Annotated in this window: 22 protein-coding genes; 8 read left to right on the forward strand and 14 right to left on the reverse strand. The window is 38.8% G+C overall.

The window, feature by feature from the left end; all coding sequences use genetic code 11:
* Positions 1 to 215 precede the first annotated feature (215 nt).
* Both A8F95_RS03855 and A8F95_RS03860 read left to right on the forward strand, forming a co-directional pair.
* The gene (locus A8F95_RS03855; RefSeq protein ID WP_065409287.1) at positions 216 to 1,004 is read left to right on the forward strand and encodes a CAP domain-containing protein; all 789 of its coding nucleotides are present in this window, start codon (positions 216 to 218) and stop codon (positions 1,002 to 1,004) included.
* 107 nt (positions 1,005 to 1,111) lie between these two features.
* Positions 1,112 to 1,903 carry an SDR family oxidoreductase gene (locus A8F95_RS03860; RefSeq protein ID WP_049662747.1) on the forward strand — a complete coding sequence of 264 codons (792 nt, stop codon included), beginning with the start codon at positions 1,112 to 1,114 and terminating at the stop codon, positions 1,901 to 1,903.
* A 153-nt stretch (positions 1,904 to 2,056) separates the two neighbouring features.
* Here A8F95_RS03860 and A8F95_RS03865 read toward each other — a convergent pair whose 3' ends face one another.
* Together A8F95_RS03865 and A8F95_RS03870 are read right to left on the reverse strand one after the other, a co-directional pair.
* Positions 2,057 to 3,433, reverse strand: coding sequence for an MATE family efflux transporter (locus A8F95_RS03865; RefSeq protein ID WP_065409288.1), 1,377 nt, complete (start codon positions 3,431 to 3,433; stop codon positions 2,057 to 2,059).
* Positions 3,434 to 3,594: 161 nt separating this feature from the next.
* Entirely contained in the window at positions 3,595 to 4,152 is a 558-nt protein-coding gene (locus tag A8F95_RS03870) for a GNAT family N-acetyltransferase (RefSeq protein WP_049662742.1), read from the reverse strand.
* A gap of 331 nt (positions 4,153 to 4,483) precedes the next feature.
* Between A8F95_RS03870 and A8F95_RS03875 the strand changes: the two genes are divergently transcribed.
* Positions 4,484 to 5,356, forward strand: a complete 873-nt coding sequence (locus A8F95_RS03875) for a patatin-like phospholipase family protein (protein ID WP_065409289.1) — start codon at positions 4,484 to 4,486, stop codon at positions 5,354 to 5,356.
* 332 nt (positions 5,357 to 5,688) lie between these two features.
* Positions 5,689 to 6,363 (forward strand): DUF421 domain-containing protein, encoded by a 675-nt coding sequence (locus A8F95_RS03880; protein ID WP_065409290.1) that lies wholly within the window; start codon positions 5,689 to 5,691, stop codon positions 6,361 to 6,363.
* A gap of 116 nt (positions 6,364 to 6,479) precedes the next feature.
* Here A8F95_RS03880 and A8F95_RS21530 read toward each other — a convergent pair whose 3' ends face one another.
* Both A8F95_RS21530 and A8F95_RS21535 read right to left on the reverse strand, forming a co-directional pair.
* Entirely contained in the window at positions 6,480 to 6,686 is a 207-nt protein-coding gene (locus A8F95_RS21530; protein ID WP_077247192.1) for a cold-shock protein, read from the reverse strand.
* A 113-nt stretch (positions 6,687 to 6,799) separates the two neighbouring features.
* Complete coding sequence (locus A8F95_RS21535; RefSeq protein ID WP_077247193.1) at positions 6,800 to 6,976, reverse strand: aspartyl-phosphate phosphatase Spo0E family protein; 177 nt, start codon at positions 6,974 to 6,976, stop codon at positions 6,800 to 6,802.
* 248 nt (positions 6,977 to 7,224) lie between these two features.
* Between A8F95_RS21535 and A8F95_RS03885 the strand changes: the two genes are divergently transcribed.
* A complete protein-coding gene (locus A8F95_RS03885) occupies positions 7,225 to 7,464 on the forward strand; it encodes a hypothetical protein (RefSeq protein WP_049662735.1) in 240 nt (79 codons plus the stop codon).
* Between the two features lie 263 nt (positions 7,465 to 7,727).
* Here A8F95_RS03885 and A8F95_RS03890 read toward each other — a convergent pair whose 3' ends face one another.
* The 3 genes from A8F95_RS03890 to A8F95_RS21540 all read right to left on the reverse strand — a co-directional run bounded on the left by A8F95_RS03890 (position 7,728) and on the right by A8F95_RS21540 (position 8,603).
* Positions 7,728 to 7,901 carry an asparagine synthase gene (locus tag A8F95_RS03890; RefSeq protein ID WP_065409291.1) on the reverse strand — a complete coding sequence of 58 codons (174 nt, stop codon included), beginning with the start codon at positions 7,899 to 7,901 and terminating at the stop codon, positions 7,728 to 7,730.
* Between the two features lie 73 nt (positions 7,902 to 7,974).
* On the reverse strand, positions 7,975 to 8,142 hold the full coding sequence (locus A8F95_RS22285) for a hypothetical protein (protein ID WP_176713605.1): 168 nt from the start codon (positions 8,140 to 8,142) through the stop codon (positions 7,975 to 7,977).
* 344 nt (positions 8,143 to 8,486) lie between these two features.
* Positions 8,487 to 8,603 carry a YjcZ family sporulation protein gene (locus A8F95_RS21540; protein WP_077247194.1) on the reverse strand — a complete coding sequence of 39 codons (117 nt, stop codon included), beginning with the start codon at positions 8,601 to 8,603 and terminating at the stop codon, positions 8,487 to 8,489.
* A gap of 171 nt (positions 8,604 to 8,774) precedes the next feature.
* On the opposite strand from A8F95_RS21540, the gene A8F95_RS22290 reads away from it, so the two are divergent.
* Positions 8,775 to 8,939, forward strand: coding sequence for a hypothetical protein (locus A8F95_RS22290; RefSeq protein ID WP_176713606.1), 165 nt, complete (start codon positions 8,775 to 8,777; stop codon positions 8,937 to 8,939).
* A gap of 162 nt (positions 8,940 to 9,101) precedes the next feature.
* Positions 9,102 to 9,650, forward strand: coding sequence for a GNAT family N-acetyltransferase (locus A8F95_RS03895; protein WP_065409292.1), 549 nt, complete (start codon positions 9,102 to 9,104; stop codon positions 9,648 to 9,650).
* A 95-nt stretch (positions 9,651 to 9,745) separates the two neighbouring features.
* Here A8F95_RS03895 and A8F95_RS03900 read toward each other — a convergent pair whose 3' ends face one another.
* The 5 genes from A8F95_RS03900 to A8F95_RS03915 form a co-directional block, all read right to left on the reverse strand.
* Positions 9,746 to 10,249, reverse strand: coding sequence for a hypothetical protein (locus tag A8F95_RS03900; protein ID WP_065409293.1), 504 nt, complete (start codon positions 10,247 to 10,249; stop codon positions 9,746 to 9,748).
* Between the two features lie 231 nt (positions 10,250 to 10,480).
* Positions 10,481 to 10,618, reverse strand: a complete 138-nt coding sequence (locus tag A8F95_RS22295; protein ID WP_176713607.1) for a hypothetical protein — start codon at positions 10,616 to 10,618, stop codon at positions 10,481 to 10,483.
* Positions 10,619 to 10,761: 143 nt separating this feature from the next.
* On the reverse strand, positions 10,762 to 10,995 hold the full coding sequence (locus tag A8F95_RS03905) for a hypothetical protein (RefSeq protein WP_065409294.1): 234 nt from the start codon (positions 10,993 to 10,995) through the stop codon (positions 10,762 to 10,764).
* A gap of 314 nt (positions 10,996 to 11,309) precedes the next feature.
* Positions 11,310 to 11,612 carry a DUF2642 domain-containing protein gene (locus A8F95_RS03910; protein ID WP_065409295.1) on the reverse strand — a complete coding sequence of 101 codons (303 nt, stop codon included), beginning with the start codon at positions 11,610 to 11,612 and terminating at the stop codon, positions 11,310 to 11,312.
* Positions 11,613 to 11,729: 117 nt separating this feature from the next.
* Positions 11,730 to 12,647 carry a DMT family transporter gene (locus A8F95_RS03915; protein ID WP_065409296.1) on the reverse strand — a complete coding sequence of 306 codons (918 nt, stop codon included), beginning with the start codon at positions 12,645 to 12,647 and terminating at the stop codon, positions 11,730 to 11,732.
* Positions 12,648 to 12,901: 254 nt separating this feature from the next.
* Here A8F95_RS03915 and A8F95_RS03920 point away from each other — a divergent pair, with 254 nt between their 5' ends.
* Positions 12,902 to 13,183 (forward strand): hypothetical protein, encoded by a 282-nt coding sequence (locus A8F95_RS03920; RefSeq protein ID WP_141676220.1) that lies wholly within the window; start codon positions 12,902 to 12,904, stop codon positions 13,181 to 13,183.
* A 797-nt stretch (positions 13,184 to 13,980) separates the two neighbouring features.
* Here the strand turns inward: A8F95_RS03920 and A8F95_RS03925 are convergent.
* Positions 13,981 to 14,166 (reverse strand): aspartyl-phosphate phosphatase Spo0E family protein, encoded by a 186-nt coding sequence (locus A8F95_RS03925; protein WP_049662712.1) that lies wholly within the window; start codon positions 14,164 to 14,166, stop codon positions 13,981 to 13,983.
* A gap of 163 nt (positions 14,167 to 14,329) precedes the next feature.
* A complete protein-coding gene (locus tag A8F95_RS03930) occupies positions 14,330 to 14,842 on the reverse strand; it encodes a YfiT family bacillithiol transferase (protein ID WP_065409298.1) in 513 nt (170 codons plus the stop codon).
* Between the last annotated feature and the right edge of the window lie 101 nt (positions 14,843 to 14,943).

Below are 14,943 nucleotides of genomic sequence, written 5' to 3' on the forward strand. Positions count from 1 at the left end.
TTACCTATGGAAGGTCCCCTTATAATTTCTTATTTGTGAAATCAGCGGTAAATGTTGATATCTCAAGGCTGAGCCAACTTAATAGATTTCTAGCAGCCACCGGTTCTTTTTCAAAAAGAGAACTGGTTTTTTTGCTATGAATTGCCTCTCTTATTACAAAAAAATCATGTTACGATTTTACTGTCAAAAAAAGAAGAAATAGGAGTGAAGTTTACATGAATAAAAAAGTAGTTGTTTCATTAGCAGCGTCATTAACATTGTTTGCTTCTCCGTTCGTTAATAAAACAGAAGCAGCAGAAATTTCAAAGCCAACAGTAAAGGTTCAGTGTCAAACTGGACAAGTTGTGATTCCTAAAGAAGTAGCACAACAGTTTGCTAAAGGAAATGTAGATTGGCAATGGATTTTAAAACAGTATGGCTGGACAGTACAACAGCCAGCACAGCAAGCGCCGACAACAAAACCAGCTCCGGAAGCAAAGCCAGCACCAACAACGAAGCCAGCTCCGGAAGCAAAACCGGCACCAACAACAAAGCCAGCTCCAGAAGCAAAACCAGCACCAACAACAAAACCAGCACCGGAAACTACTACTCCAGCACCAAGCAAACCGTCACAGACAACAGCTGGATTAAGTGCATTCGAACAACAAGTAGTTGACCTTACAAATCAAGAGCGTCAAAAAGCTGGATTACAGCCTTTAAAAGCTGATACCCAGTTAAGCTCAGTAGCTAGAAAAAAATCAGAAGATATGCTAGCAAAAAACTATTTCTCTCATACTAGCCCAACTTATGGATCTCCATTTGACATGATGAAACAATTTGGCATCACGTATCGTACAGCAGGAGAAAATATTGCAAAAGGACAACGTACACCTGCAGAAGTAGTAAAAGCTTGGATGGAAAGCCCTGGACACCGTGCGAATATTCTAAATAAAGACTATACACATATTGGCGTTGGTTATGTTGAAAACGGAAATATTTGGACACAAATGTTTATCGGTAAATAAGAAGCAGGAGCACCGTGGATTCACGGTGCTTTTTTCGGTTATATTTGCATATTTCAAAAAGGATGATTAGTATAATCTATATAAATCATTTTTTTGGAGAGGATGTCATGGGGAGGAAAATAGCACTAATCACAGGCGGTTCAAGAGGAATTGGAAAGTGTACGGCTGCTGTGCTTGCTGAACAGGGGTGTAATATTATTATTAATTATCGCTCCAGCAAGACAGAAGCAGAAAAACTGGCGAAAAATTTATCAGAAAATTTCGCAATCAAAGCCATCGCTGTCCAAGGAGACATTTCCAATAAGGCAGATTGTGAAAAGCTAATCCATCAATCCATGGAATCTTTTAATGGAATCGATATCTTGATACATAATGCCGGTCCGTATGTCCCGTTGCGAAAAACAATGGATGAGTATGAGTGGGATGAATGGCAATATATGATAAATGGGAATTTAAACAGTGTTTTTTATTTAACAAAGTTAACGTTGCCGTATATGCGTGCCAAAGGCTGGGGAAGAATCGTCACCTTTGGATATGACCGGGTAGAAACAGCACCGGGCTGGATTTACCGTTCTGCTTTTGCCGCAGCAAAAGCAGGCCTTGCTTCCCTCACAAGAACAATCTCCATGGAAGAAGCGAAAAATGGAATTACGGCTAATATGATTTGTCCGGGGGACATTGCGGATCATTGGAAGGAAGAGACGATTGCCCATGCAAAACGCGAGACGAGCTCGATGGTCCCTGTTGGCCGTCCGGGAACAGGAGAAGATTTAGCAAGAGTCGTCTCCTTTCTCATTTCGGATGATGCTGACTTTATAACGGGCAGTACCATTCCTGTTACAGGCGGCCAAGATGTCCTGGGGAAAATTTATCACGCGGACTACGATAGTACGATATAAAGATATTTGTTTTAGGCTATTGGCAAATGGCCGTTTACTTGGGGAGAAGCTGCGTTACTTTACGTTATCTTCTTTATCCTAGTCAGACGAAAAAACCGGCGGAACATTTAGCATTCCTCCGGTTTTTCTTTGTCTTATTGCTCTTTAAGTCATTCAGGTTGAGGCATTATTAACCGATTTATCAGCCCGAAAGTTTTTACGCTGGATGAGAAGTAGACGTGTAGATAAGGTAACAGCACCGGCTATTAAGCCAGAAATTAAGCCTATCCAGTAGCCATATGCCTCAAGGTGTGTCGTATTAGCTAGATAATATCCTAATGGAAGACCAATGACCCAATAGCTGATCATTGTCATCACAAACGTTGTGTTAACATCCTTATAGCCACGCAAGGCTCCTTGGACAGGTGCTTGAATAGCATCGGATAACTGAAAAAAAGCAGCAAAAAATAAGAAATGAGTCGTGAGCTTAAGTACTTCCGCATCTTTTGTATAGAATGAGGCAATTTGTTCACGAAACAGCAGAAGCAGGGTGATACATAACAAGGAAAAGAAGATGGCTGTTCCTACACCGAGCCAACTAAAGATTTTGGCATCTCTCAAACGAGAAGCTCCTACCTCGAAGCCGACGATGATCGTCAAACTCATCGAAATACTGAGAGGGATCATGTAAAGAAGCGACGCAAAATTAATGGCTACTTGATGAGCCGCAATGACCTTTGTGCTGTATTCACTCATTAATAACGTAACAGCAGAAAAAATACTCGTTTCAAAGAAAATCGACAGTCCGATCGGAATGCCAATGAATAAAATTTCTTTCCATTTAGCAAAAGAGATGGCAGGAAAGGAACGGAAAATTTGATATTGGTTGAATGGGTGCTCACGATGAATAACAAAAGCCGCAATGATCATGATCAACCAATATGTAATAGCGGAGGCATAGCCGGCTCCTGCACCACCAAGAGCAGGAAGTCCCCATTTTCCGAAAATAAGGGCATAATTAAAAAACACGTTCAGCGGCAAAGACATGAGGGTAATGACCATGGACGTTTTTGTCATGCCAAGCGCATCGATAAAACAGCGGAGAACCGCGTAGATAAACACAGGTATAATGCCAAACGATAAAGCCACTACATAGCTTTTGGCAATGTCTCTTACGTTTTCTTCAAGGTTCATCCTATTTAAAACAGGATCAAGTGCAACACTGCCGATGGCAAAAACAACGATCGCTAATACGATAGAGGCATAGATCCCTTGCATTACGGTAAAAGGCACCTCTTTTGTTTTTTTTGCACCAGCCAGCTGAGCGACAATGGGCGTAATGGCAAGCAGGATACCGCTTAGTCCGGTATACACAGGAACCCACAAGGAGGAGCCAATCGCTACACCGGCTAAGTCATCCGCAGAATAACGGCTAGACATCATCGTATCAAAGAAGTTCATGGAGAACATTCCTAACTGGGTAATGAATATTGGAATTAAAATATACAAGAGCTGCCTGATTTTTTGATTAATGGTAAAAGTTTGTTTCATTTCTTTTCTCCCTCGTTCAACAACAATACATAGAATGAGAGAATTATACCATAAAAGCAGTTAGACTGCCTGATAGATATGAAAACCCCTCCAGCGGACGCTGAAGGGGTATAAAAGGGAAGATGTTACTGATAGTTAGAAAGGTTAGGGGATAATACAGATCAAGCTTCCAATGCTTGTTCTTCTGTTGCTTCGTTCTGCTGGCGCAGTGTATAAAAAGTAAATAAATCCCTGGATACTTCAAACAGATCAAACACTTCTTCATTTTCATTAATGCGGGAATAGACCGCGGATCGTGTCTCGTTAGCGAGGATAGCATAAGGAAGTTTTTCTGCTGCTTTTCGTGATCGTGTATTTGTTTTACGAATCCGCATAAAGACTGCTTCCATATTCAGTTCAAAAAACAACTCATGGAAAAAGGCTTCCTTTGCCGGAGCGTTATATCCTTTTCCGTGGAAAGGTTTGCCGAGCCACGTACCGAGAAAACCGCATCCGTCTTGGATATCATATAAATTAATCGTACCGATTGGGTTGCCCCATTCGTCAGTGATCGTACGAGAAATTAATTCTCCCCGCTCCTCCGCTTCAATCGTTTGTTTTGTTACGAATACGAACTCTTCATAGGAGTGGGCTTTTTGGCGCACAAAAGGGAAGACTTCTGGGTGCGTCATTAAGTCAAATAATACATGACTTTCATGTACATCGCGCTTCTTTAACATGTAAATCCCTCCAAATGAGGGCACTCCGGTCCTGTTGCATCCGAATTCACCCTCGAAATTTTTCATAGCATTCACAAAAAATTTCGGGGTGGGAATCGAACCCACTAGAACCAGCTGAAGAAGCTGGTGGCGCACCATTTGCCTTCCCTAATACTCATCAAATTGTTTTAAATCTAAGACTATCATACAAAAATTTTTCTCGTTTGAAAATAGGTTTTTACCGCATTTTATAAAAAAAATTTCTTATAAAATATTCTAAATTCTTCAAGCAAATTGGACGTTTCAAATGAGAGAGTTTGATACAATATAATATGAAAAGGAGTGGGTGAACATGCACACAAAGACAGGCCTTGTTCTTGAGGGCGGCGGGATGAGAGGACTTTATACAGCGGGTGTGCTCGACTTTTTTCTTGAAAATAAGATAGAGTTTCCCTATGTGATTGGGGTTTCGGCTGGTGCCTGCAATGCAGCGTCTTACATATCCAAACAATGGGGCCGCAATAAGCGGGTAAATATTGGTTTCGTTCGGGATCCAAAATATATTTCATTACGGAATTTTTTTAGAAATGGCGAGCTATTTGGTATGGATTATGTGTTTGACGTCATTCCTAATCAAATAGTGCCGTTTGATTATGAGGAATTTAAACGAAGTGATACTGAATTTGTGATTGGAACGACAGATTGTCATACAGGTGAACCAATTTATTTTAGCAGAAAAGAATATAAGGAAGATCTATTAACCCCAATTAGAGCATCAAGCTCCCTGCCATTTGCAGCGCCAATCGTCTCTTTTCAAGGGTATGAACTGCTTGATGGCGGCATGAGCGATCCGATTCCGGTAAAGAAAGCAGAGCAGGACGGCTGCAGCCGTAATGTGATTGTACTGACGCAGCATGAGGGGTATATGAAAAAACCTTCTCGTCTTCACTTTATGATAAAGCGCAAATATGCTCGCTATCCAGGAGTCGTGAGGATGCTAGAAGGAAGATGGCGACATTATAATCGAACAATAGAATACATTAACCAGCTGGAAAAGGAAAAAAAAGCCTTCGTTATTCGCCCATCACAGCCATTAGAAGTGAGCCGGGTTGAGCGCAACCAACGCAAGCTGACAAAATTATATGATTTAGGCTGGCAAAACGCGGCAGATACCTTCGAAGAGCTGACTAATTGGCTTAACGAAAGTACCGTCACAACTAAATAAGCGATTGCATTTTAGAGAACGAATCTGTTAAAGAGATGAACAGATTCGTTTTTTATTTAGCCGCTGTTAAAGGTGAAGATTGGCTTTTAATGGTTGATTAGAACGTAAAATGTTCGCCTGCAGCAAAAATCAACTACTCATAGCTAGCAGAGTGCAAAGAAAAATTCATTAGAATACATCTTTTAGAGAACGATCACAGTCTCTTAAGACAGAATTTTTGGCTAGGTCCCAATCGGTCTATTTCCCGAGGAATGAAATGGAAGATTTATAGAAGAATAAATAGGGAATGGGGTAATGAAGATGCGATAGAAATGGCTATAGGAGGTAAGTATATGTATCTAGATATTACTTTAAAGATGATAATCGGATTAGTGAGTTTACTAGTTGTTATTCGAGTGCTTGGAAAAAAAGGATTAGCACAAATCACACCTTTTGACCTTGTCTATTTAATTCTCCTTGGAAGTTTTTTAGAAGAAGGAATATTCGACGAGAAAATCTCCGTCTTTCAAATTTTATACGCTGTTTTACTATGGGGAGTCCTCATTTACTTGATCGAACGACTGGTGATGAAGTCAGATTGGCTGAGAAAACTGCTCAAGGGGGAATCATCCGATATCATTGTGAAGGGAAAAGTTGATGTAAAGGAATTAAAGAAAAATTATATAGAAATAGAGCAGCTGCGGACATTGCTTCGAAGACAGGGGTACTTTTCGTTAACGGAAGTCGAGCATGCTACGCTTGAAACAGGAGGAACACTAAGTGTGCTTCCAAAAGTGAAGGAAGCTCCTGTTACACCAGCTATGCTAAATATTACACCAGAGGAAAACAAACCAACGTATTTACTGGTAGACGAGGGAAGAATAGATGAAAAAGAGTTAGACAAAGTAGGGAAAGATAAAGAGTGGCTGCTATCAGAATTAAAAAAAGAGGGAATCGATTGTATAACTGACGTTTTCTATGGAGAGTGGACGGAAAACAAAGGATTCTATCTTATACCGTATGAGTAAAAAGCAGAAAAAAACCAGGCTGCTAATGGGCGATTTTTTCAAGTCACTCGCCCATTTTCAATTGGCCTGGTAAGGTGGAAGATAAACTTTTTCCATTTTTTAACGATTGATTCCATTTATTCTTTATGTATGCTATTGTTTGTCAAAGGATGAGTATGCCTTGTGCCGCTTTCCATTGGGCTTTTACAAAATGGGCAGACAGGCGTTTCAACAGAGGAGAAAGCCTTCCGCATCCATCCATTACAATTTTCTGACGTACATTCCCATGTGCTAATATCTTCACTTGGCAAGGGCTCTTCTCGTCTGTTATTATAATAAGCCATCTTGTCACTTCCTATAGTTTATTTTTCGTTCTCTTCCTATTATCTCATATTCCTTCGCTTTTTCCTAAGTTTCTTTTTAAGTAAGCGGGTGGGAGGTGAAGGTAGTGAAGCAATCAGTTGTTAGGAAGCTTGATCAACGATTGATATTTATAAATTAGTTTGTCCAATTCTTCGCTGTATTGAATCGTTTCAAAGTGGCAAAGCCCCTTAGCCATCCCAATTTTAATCATCAGTTTTCGTTTTGAATTAATTTCAGCTACTAAGTCATTGAACATTTCATGTCTCTTCATTTCTAAACTCTCCTGAACCAATATATTTTACGAAGAAAGCACAACATTACATATTATGGACGCTTCTGTCGCCTTTAGAAAGGTATTCGACAAAACTTCTGATAATATTACACAATGAACCAGTCTTTTCTGACGCATTCTGGCATAGGATACGAAGAGAAGGAAGATGTAAAGGCCGGGAAGATTTTTAGAAGGAATTTACATATAAATGAAGAACATATACAGTAAGTGAATAAGGAGGCGGAAGAATGGCGGATTTATTCAGTTCGTTTGAAATTGTAAAGACCAGTGATCAGCTGCTCCATCTATTGAATGGGAATTGGAAGTTTGTTTGGTTAGAGGACGAACAGAAAGAAATAAAAGTAAACCTTCACAGCTGGAAAAATTATGCCTGCTATGAATTTACACATACACCGCGTTATGGAATCTGCCCGATTGAACATCTATGGGAATTTGTGAAAGTAACTGACAGAGTATTTGAGAATTAAATAAACTACTTTAAAAAATTCTTTTTCGTGCTATAGAAAAAGAATTTTTTCACGAGATAAAATAGGCAGCCAATTTATATCTGCCTAAGATTGTACACAAGGGCTGCTTTATATATCATGGAGCTGATTGAAATCGTTTGTCCTCCGAGGTGCAAACCTGAAGAGGAGCGGAGTAACCAAAAGAGGACAAGAGCATCGCAGTCAAGCGAGCAACAAAGAAAGCGACAGATTAAGGCAGGCAGTGTATGCCTGCCTTTAATAGGTTACTGACGATGCTGGACTAAGTCGATAGAACCTAAGACAATATGTGCGAGACCAAAGCCAAAAATCGTGTTGGCAATCATTTTGTTTGAACCGTTTTTTTGCTTAAGAGCATATCCTGCAGCTGTAACAGCCGTACCTAAAGCAGTTGGGATCAAGCCTTCACGAATTTCCATGTATCGTTCCTCCTATCGTTGCCAGCATAATGGGATGATTGGTTGATAAACGTTACCGAAAGAAGAACGATAATCAGCAGTTTTGATCGTTGCAGTTTTGAGGATTGCGGTTGTTTTCATTGTTGTAACCGTTAAGAAACCGCACATCATCTTCCATTGAAAATTCTACGTTTAAATTGTCAAAGCCTAATTCTCTTTCACGATTCTGCGGATGTTGCTCATTGTTTCTTTTTCTGATCATGCGTCTTCCTCCTAACTTTCTTTTGGACATTCGATAACGTTTTGGATAATCAGCCGACAGGTGCTTGAAACCATCTATCGACATTCTTAACTTGACTTAAACCAAAGAATTTATCCATGAAAATGATGGCATCGGAAAATGGAATGCAAGATGGACGTTTAGGAAAAGATAAGGGCATGAGCAAATAATGAACCAGCTTGTACATGGAATGAATAAAAAACAAACCAGACAGCACCTTATCGGTATTGTCTGGCTTTCGAACGAAAAAGGGGTAACAGAGAGGGCGGATTAAAAAGAGGAAGATTAACTGCAGCTCATTTTAAGACAAGATTGCCAATTAGTAATTAGTAACCGTAACCGCCCATGAAGGACGCACCAATGATAATTAAAAGGATAAACAACACAACGATCAACGCGAAGCCGCAGCCGCCGCCGTAACCGCCACCATAACCGTAGCCCATATATTCCACCTCCTTTTAGTGAAGTTACTACATCATATGAAAAATGAATGTAAGCGATTGGACAGTCGTACAGATTAGAAAAAAATAGTAAAAAAGTATAGACATTGTCGTCCTTGTGTCTAGCTTGCTGTGTCAATAATGAAGGATGAATCCTTATAGAGAAAGGTGAGCATGATGGCAAGAGAGAAGCAAAACGAACTGAGAACCCAGATTGAATATGGAAATCTCGATCAAAGAGGAACGCTTACAGGCCCGGATGATTCAGAGAAGGGAAACTACCCGCGGCGCCCGCAGCATGTAAATATTCAGCAAGACTCATCAAATCATGAAGAATGACAGGAGAAGAAAGCCTGGAGAGATCCGGGTTTTCTTCGTTTGAATATTGTCACAAGAACGTTGCAAAAGAATCAATAGAAGGGTTTCTAAACAGCTGAAAGGGGAAATAGATAGCATGAATATGGCAAAGAATAATAAAGGCTTGGGACAGGAGCGGATGTGATGATTCAGTTAATCCCTTTTACAGAAAGAGATATAGATGGATTAATAAAGGAAATAGATTCTCCACAATTAATGATGCAGTGGTCAGGAAGAGCATATAGCTATCCATTGACAAAAGAACAACTTGAGCGTTACTTAGAGATGGAACAAAAGAAAGGCAGCTATATTTATAAAGCAGTAGATCCACTTTCAAACAAGACAGTCGGTCATATTGCGTTAAGAGAGATTGATCATGTTCACGAATTAGGCCGAATCAGTTATGTACTTGTTTATAAAAAATATCGTGGAAAAGGGATGGCTAAACAAATGTTTCATCAAGTGCTTCCTTTTGCTTTCGACGAATTGCGATTAAATCGAGTAAGCTTAGGAGTGTTTGATTTTAATAAAGCGGCTATTGCTTGTTATGAGGGGTTAGGATTTAAAAGAGAAGGAATCCAACGCCAAGTGTGTAAACTGAACGATAGTGAATATTGGAATAATGTTGAAATGGCCCTCTTAAGAGAGGAGTGGGAAGCAAAAAATGAACGCATTAAAGGAAAAGCAATTTAAAAATAAATTGAATTTTGGGCTTATAAAATAATGGATCGGCTTATATTAAATAGAAAAGACAAGCTTGGAAAAGAACCAAAGCTTGTCTTTATTTATTAGGATTCTGCTGGTAGTTCTGCAGCTTGTTCAGGAATAAAATTTTGATGAAGTTCTTTTAAACGATTCACTTCTTCTTGAATGATCGTTTGAACATTTGCTGCTTTAGTGTAAGAGTCCGTTACGGCAGCCGTTTTGCCATATTTTCTAGCAACTTGATCAATTTGCTTTTTATAGCTATCCAGCTGCTTAGAGTTTGCATTTAATTTAGCGGAGAAGCTTTTAAAAAAGCCTTTTTCAGTTTCTTGAGTGGCAGAGGCTGCGTAAAACTCATCTATTTTATTCATAAGGCTAGCTGCATTTTTCTCTACTTTGTCTATATTTCTATTAACCGCTGTTAGCTGTTGGGCTGCAGCTTTTTGTTTGGCTGTTTCTTTTTGAGGTGCTTTGCTGACAGCGGTAACCTTTCCTTTCGTCACTGGTTTGGCTGCATCTACTGTGGGAACAGCAGCTAAGCTAAATGCCAGTGCGCATCCTGCAATCTTAATCATTGTTTTCTTCATGACGGCATTCCCCCTGGGAGTTAATCGTTCACTATATAGATCGACAAAAGTGCTTGTCTTTTTTACTCATCGGATAAATTTTTTTATCATTTGTTACCGTTGGCATAAAAAAGAAGACTGCCTAGGCAGTCTTCTCCTTGTATGTGCTGCTGGAATTTACATAGAAAGGAAACGAAGGATTGGTTGAGTATATAGTTGATGATTGCAGTTGGAAGAGCATGTGGAGAACTTTTATTCACTCGTATGGGAAGACTTTTTTTCGCTTTTGGTAAAGAATTTTGGCCTTCTAGATAAAGTAGCTAAAGAGCCAACAAAGCCAATGCCTAACAGCATAGAAACAGTCCAAGCAAAATAATCGATAGGTGCCATCTTCATCGCTCCTTTCTTTTTAGTATTAAGAAAGTATATCCACAAACGGTAATTTTATGTTTACCCGCTAAAAAAGAAAATAAACCTCGCAAAGGAGATTAATAAGAAAGGTGAGGTAAAAAAATAAAAAAACCCTAAACAGTTTAAGAGGGTTTCCTAAAAGAAATTAATTTTTCTATCGCTATGGCAGCTTCTTCTAAGCAATTATAATGATGAACAGTTTGTTCTTCTATATTGGTTATTTGGAAGGTAATGGTATTTTTTAGGCAACAGACGGATAAAAAAGGGTGATCACCATGTCTGAAAGTGTGGGTAATCTCTACAGTATTGTAATAGCGCAACAGTTCTAACATCTCTTTTAACTTATCTACTGACATCCTAGCTCTCCTTTCTTAATATAATGGAAAGGACTTAAGCGAAGTTCCAATAGATGCATTTCTATACATAACCATAGCATACTTTAAGGGATATTCATACAATTAATGGTTCGAAATAATGCAGAGGCTCATATAAACAAAGGGAGAGTGTAGACAAAGGTTGTTTTCGATGCTGCAGGCTAGTTAAAAACGATTATCTTCCTAGATGGGACACCTGACAAAGTAAAGGGCGTAAGCATTGCAGGCAAGCAATGAAAAAATGCGAACGTTTGTTATCAGTGTGAGCGTTTTGAGACGTTATCTTAAGAGGAAGATTACATTTTTCTGAAGTAAATAATATGGGGATAACGAATATGATAGTTTACATCATCCACAGTCAGCTGTAAGTGATCAATTGCCACACTTGTTAAAGTTCCCTCTAGTGACTCATTTACAGTAGCAACATGGATATTCTCGCCTACATATGTGAGCAAGTGATCTAGAAACACAGGCTCCGCTTGGATAGTATAAGAGGGGGACAAGCTTTGCATAATTGAAGGGAATGTACTGGAGTATGAATACTGGCCGGGCGGGAATAAGGAATTGACTTTCGTATCATTATAGGGATATCTTTTCATAAAACAGATCGCCTCCTTATTTATAGCGTATGCTGTTATGCTTGTTGATGACACATAGATAAAAAGTGATCTCAACGTAAAGGAGAACGCCCCGGCTAATGTGAGGGCGTTCAGTAATTAAGAGGGAGATCTCTTTGAAACGATTGTTTGCTTCTCTCTTTTTTTTGCAGATTCTTGAACAATAATGACAGCTGCAATCACCAAGACAATGCCAAGATATTGCCAGACATTTAACTTTTCGTGAAAAATTAAAAACCCTACGAGAGAGGCCACAACAGGTTCAATCGTGGCTATGATGGACGCTTGACTAGACTCTACCCGGCTTAATCCTTTGGTATAAAGGATGAATGGCAACGCAGTTGAAAAGAACCCTAGTCCAATTATGTATACCCAAGCTTTCATATTTAATAATAAAGTTCCGGCTTGCCAGACGCCGCTGAATGGCGTAATAGCTGTTGCGGCAAACAGAAAAGTAAAGACCGTAACAGTCAAAGAATCATACTTTTTAAGAGCGAATTTCCCGAATATACTGTAAAGTGCGTAAAACAAACCGGATCCAAGCCCAAGAATAAAACCATAAAAAGAGATGGTCTCGTTCATAGTAGGTAAAATCCCAATGACAAACGAACAACCTATAAAGGTAATCAGGAGGGCGGAAAGCTTACGAACCGTCAGTGATTCTTTAAATAACAATCTAGAGAAAAGAGCGACGAAAGCAGGTGCTGTATAAAGAAGAATAGAGGCAATTGAAATGGATGTTTCTTCAATCGCACTAAACAAACACCAATTAAAAAAGACAATACTGATAATCCCCGTCCCTACAAAATATTTACTATCGGCTGCCTTAATTTTTAACAGATCGCGATTTTTAAAAAAAGTGTAGACGACTAGGAATAAAGCTGCCGTTAGGGAACGCAGCGCGACCACTTGAACAGGGGTAAATCCCAGCTCATTGAGATACGTAACAAACGCCCCGATAATTCCCCACAATGAGGCGGCTATACCAATAAATATTAATGATAATTTATGATCCATTTGACTTTTCCTCCCATAGCTTTAACAATTTATATCCTAACAAAATTTTCATCTATTGAATATAACCTTTAGTGATTTAATGCTTCTTCCATTAGTTTCATAAGAAGGAATGAGAGAGCCTAACGAACCATAGCCAGAAAGAGTAGACCTATATTCCTCATAGGTATGCTGAAACCTATAGATTTAACCGTCAGCTTCTTTTTTAGCGACTAAAATTAGAAAAAAGTGGAGAGTCTGTTAAAAAGGAGGCGACCATGATGTATACAGAAGGTAAATGGGTAGACATTACATCCTGCAATGCAAAAGGATTTATTCTGGAATCGGATTCTTATGGAGCGCTTGTTTGTGTAGTGAAAAATGGAAAAGTAGAAGGTGAGAAGCGATTTAGTCATCATCAGCTCGCCGAAGCAGATAGTCAGCTTCTTTCGGAAGATATGAAGGACTTAGTACGTCTGCATATCAATATGGCATTAGATTCAGAGGACAAAAGCTGGTTCCGTGCACTTACAGATGGCTCCATGGAAGAAAGTAGATGAATGATGAAGAATGTCGTGTGAACAGACAAAACCTGAACAGTGGATATGAGGGGAATTTTGGATGGATGCAAAGAATAAGACAAACAAAAACTGGCTCCTACCTATTTTTGGGAAGAGGCAGCCAGTTTTAAAGCAGTGAGTCTTAAAAGAACGAACCGGTTAAAAGAGGAATTAATAGCTTTTACTCATACGGGCCAACAAGAAATAAGGCTCTGCTTAAAAGTTTAATATCAGAATGTATTTGTTCTCTGATAGTAGGATTCTCACATTTGTAATAATCATCCGTTAGCCGTTTAAGTTCATGACAAATAAGTTCAACTGGAATCAAGACCATTCTCCTTTGTAACAGCGTTCCACAAAATACAATTATGAAATATTTTTGTAACAAATGAAAGAGTCTTAATGATTATTTTACTTAAAAGGTATTTCGTCAGTAGGGAACCTGGGGGATAGACGGAAAGGCTGATGAGCTACTATTGTATTTAGTTATTTAATTGGATATAAATGGATATTTTTGTTTGGTAATAACCAGGAAAATAGTTCCGTTCTTATAACACAATGAATAAAAGAGACGATCACGAACTAGGATTACTGAATCAAAACACTAATAAACAGCAAAAAGCCAGGCCTGCGCCTGGCTAATCAAGGTTATTCTTGGTGGTGTGTAAAGGTGGATGCCGTGTAACCCTGATTGCAAGTAATTTACCCAAAAATAGGCGGGATATGCAAAAAGATAGAGAAATTTCTCACTATTGGCAAAGAAGTAAACTATAAAGTATGTAAATGGGAGAGACTTCTTAAGTTGTCTTAGGGTGGCATGGCCAAGTAACTAATTGATATTTATTAATAAGCTTGTCCAGTTCTTCACTGTATTTTAAAGTTTCATAATCATTAAGCCCTTTTTGCAGCCCGGTTGAAATCATTAAATGGCGAACGGTATTAATTTGAATCATTAACTCTTCAAGTGTTTCCTGGATAATCAACGTCTATCTCTCCTAATCATATATCTGAAAGTACACGTTCGTGTGCGTTCGGATATATTATACAACTTGAAAAAAAGAAGAGAAAGAGGTTCGACAGAAGAAACCAAAAAGTTACATCATTTGATTAAATTAGAAGAAATTCATGCTTTCAACTAACGTTTTCTTAACGATTTAAAGCATGCTGGATATGGGCTAAATGATGATTACCGTGCCAGGCATAAAGAGCAATACTTTGTTCGATTCTCATAACATCACCATTAGGATACTTATACTGTCTTTGTAGTTGAACAGGTGTTAAATGTTCTAATAAACAGGCCCATTTTGCGTGCAATCCTTCTAGTAAGCTTAACGAAATGTTAATAGGCAGCTCAGAGTCATATAGCTCCATCCATTTTGACTCCTCATATGTTTTGACCGTTGGAATTTCTTCTGTCAAAGCCAATTTCATGCGAATATAGCCATTCATGTGGCTATCAGCAATATGATGAACTAATTGTTGAATGGTCCAGCTTCCCTCTCGATATGTATAACCTAGTTCTTTTTTGTCTAAATTTTTGGTTAAAGCCTTTAAACGGTTTGGCAAAGATCTTATGTCATCGATCCAATAGTGAAGGTCCGCCTCTAATATGTTATATGGACATTCAAATAAACCAATCGGATATTGTTCATCTTTCATGCATATTTTCCGCCTTTCTGTTTTTAGCTTACTAGTTCTATTTTAATTCTGCCATACATATTTGGAAAGGGAAGGTGATATTGATGACTCTTCTAATTTTT

Origin of the sequence: Pseudobacillus wudalianchiensis (genome assembly GCF_001685015.1) — a bacterium.
Lineage (GTDB): Bacteria > Bacillota > Bacilli > Bacillales > Domibacillaceae > Pseudobacillus > Pseudobacillus wudalianchiensis.

Excerpts from the sequence above, each read along its gene's own strand:
- A8F95_RS03890 (WP_065409291.1), bottom strand. The coding sequence starts at position 7,901 with ATGGAAATTCGTGAAGGCTTGATCCCAACTGCTTTAGGTACGGCTGTT.
- A8F95_RS21535 (WP_077247193.1), bottom strand. The coding sequence starts at position 6,976 with ATGAAGAGACATGAAATGTTCAATGACTTAGTAGCTGAAATTAATTCA.
- A8F95_RS22290 (WP_176713606.1), top strand. The coding sequence starts at position 8,775 with ATGATGGCAAGAGAGAAGCAAAACGAACTGAGAACCCAGATTGAATAT.
- A8F95_RS21530 (WP_077247192.1), bottom strand. The coding sequence starts at position 6,686 with ATGGCTTATTATAATAACAGACGAGAAGAGCCCTTGCCAAGTGAAGAT.
- A8F95_RS03875 (WP_065409289.1), top strand. The coding sequence starts at position 4,484 with ATGCACACAAAGACAGGCCTTGTTCTTGAGGGCGGCGGGATGAGAGGA.
- A8F95_RS03920 (WP_141676220.1), top strand. The coding sequence starts at position 12,902 with ATGATGTATACAGAAGGTAAATGGGTAGACATTACATCCTGCAATGCA.
- A8F95_RS03905 (WP_065409294.1), bottom strand. The coding sequence starts at position 10,995 with ATGTCAGTAGATAAGTTAAAAGAGATGTTAGAACTGTTGCGCTATTAC.
- A8F95_RS03900 (WP_065409293.1), bottom strand. The coding sequence starts at position 10,249 with ATGAAGAAAACAATGATTAAGATTGCAGGATGCGCACTGGCATTTAGC.
- A8F95_RS03865 (WP_065409288.1), bottom strand. The coding sequence starts at position 3,433 with ATGAAACAAACTTTTACCATTAATCAAAAAATCAGGCAGCTCTTGTAT.
- A8F95_RS22295 (WP_176713607.1), bottom strand. The coding sequence starts at position 10,618 with ATGGCACCTATCGATTATTTTGCTTGGACTGTTTCTATGCTGTTAGGC.
- A8F95_RS03885 (WP_049662735.1), top strand. The coding sequence starts at position 7,225 with ATGGCGGATTTATTCAGTTCGTTTGAAATTGTAAAGACCAGTGATCAG.
- A8F95_RS03855 (WP_065409287.1), top strand. The coding sequence starts at position 216 with ATGAATAAAAAAGTAGTTGTTTCATTAGCAGCGTCATTAACATTGTTT.
- A8F95_RS22285 (WP_176713605.1), bottom strand. The coding sequence starts at position 8,142 with ATGATCAGAAAAAGAAACAATGAGCAACATCCGCAGAATCGTGAAAGA.
- A8F95_RS03895 (WP_065409292.1), top strand. The coding sequence starts at position 9,102 with ATGATTCAGTTAATCCCTTTTACAGAAAGAGATATAGATGGATTAATA.
- A8F95_RS03910 (WP_065409295.1), bottom strand. The coding sequence starts at position 11,612 with ATGAAAAGATATCCCTATAATGATACGAAAGTCAATTCCTTATTCCCG.
- A8F95_RS21540 (WP_077247194.1), bottom strand. The coding sequence starts at position 8,603 with ATGGGCTACGGTTATGGTGGCGGTTACGGCGGCGGCTGCGGCTTCGCG.
- A8F95_RS03870 (WP_049662742.1), bottom strand. The coding sequence starts at position 4,152 with ATGTTAAAGAAGCGCGATGTACATGAAAGTCATGTATTATTTGACTTA.
- A8F95_RS03880 (WP_065409290.1), top strand. The coding sequence starts at position 5,689 with ATGTATCTAGATATTACTTTAAAGATGATAATCGGATTAGTGAGTTTA.
- A8F95_RS03860 (WP_049662747.1), top strand. The coding sequence starts at position 1,112 with ATGGGGAGGAAAATAGCACTAATCACAGGCGGTTCAAGAGGAATTGGA.
- A8F95_RS03915 (WP_065409296.1), bottom strand. The coding sequence starts at position 12,647 with ATGGATCATAAATTATCATTAATATTTATTGGTATAGCCGCCTCATTG.
- A8F95_RS03930 (WP_065409298.1), bottom strand. The coding sequence starts at position 14,842 with ATGAAAGATGAACAATATCCGATTGGTTTATTTGAATGTCCATATAAC.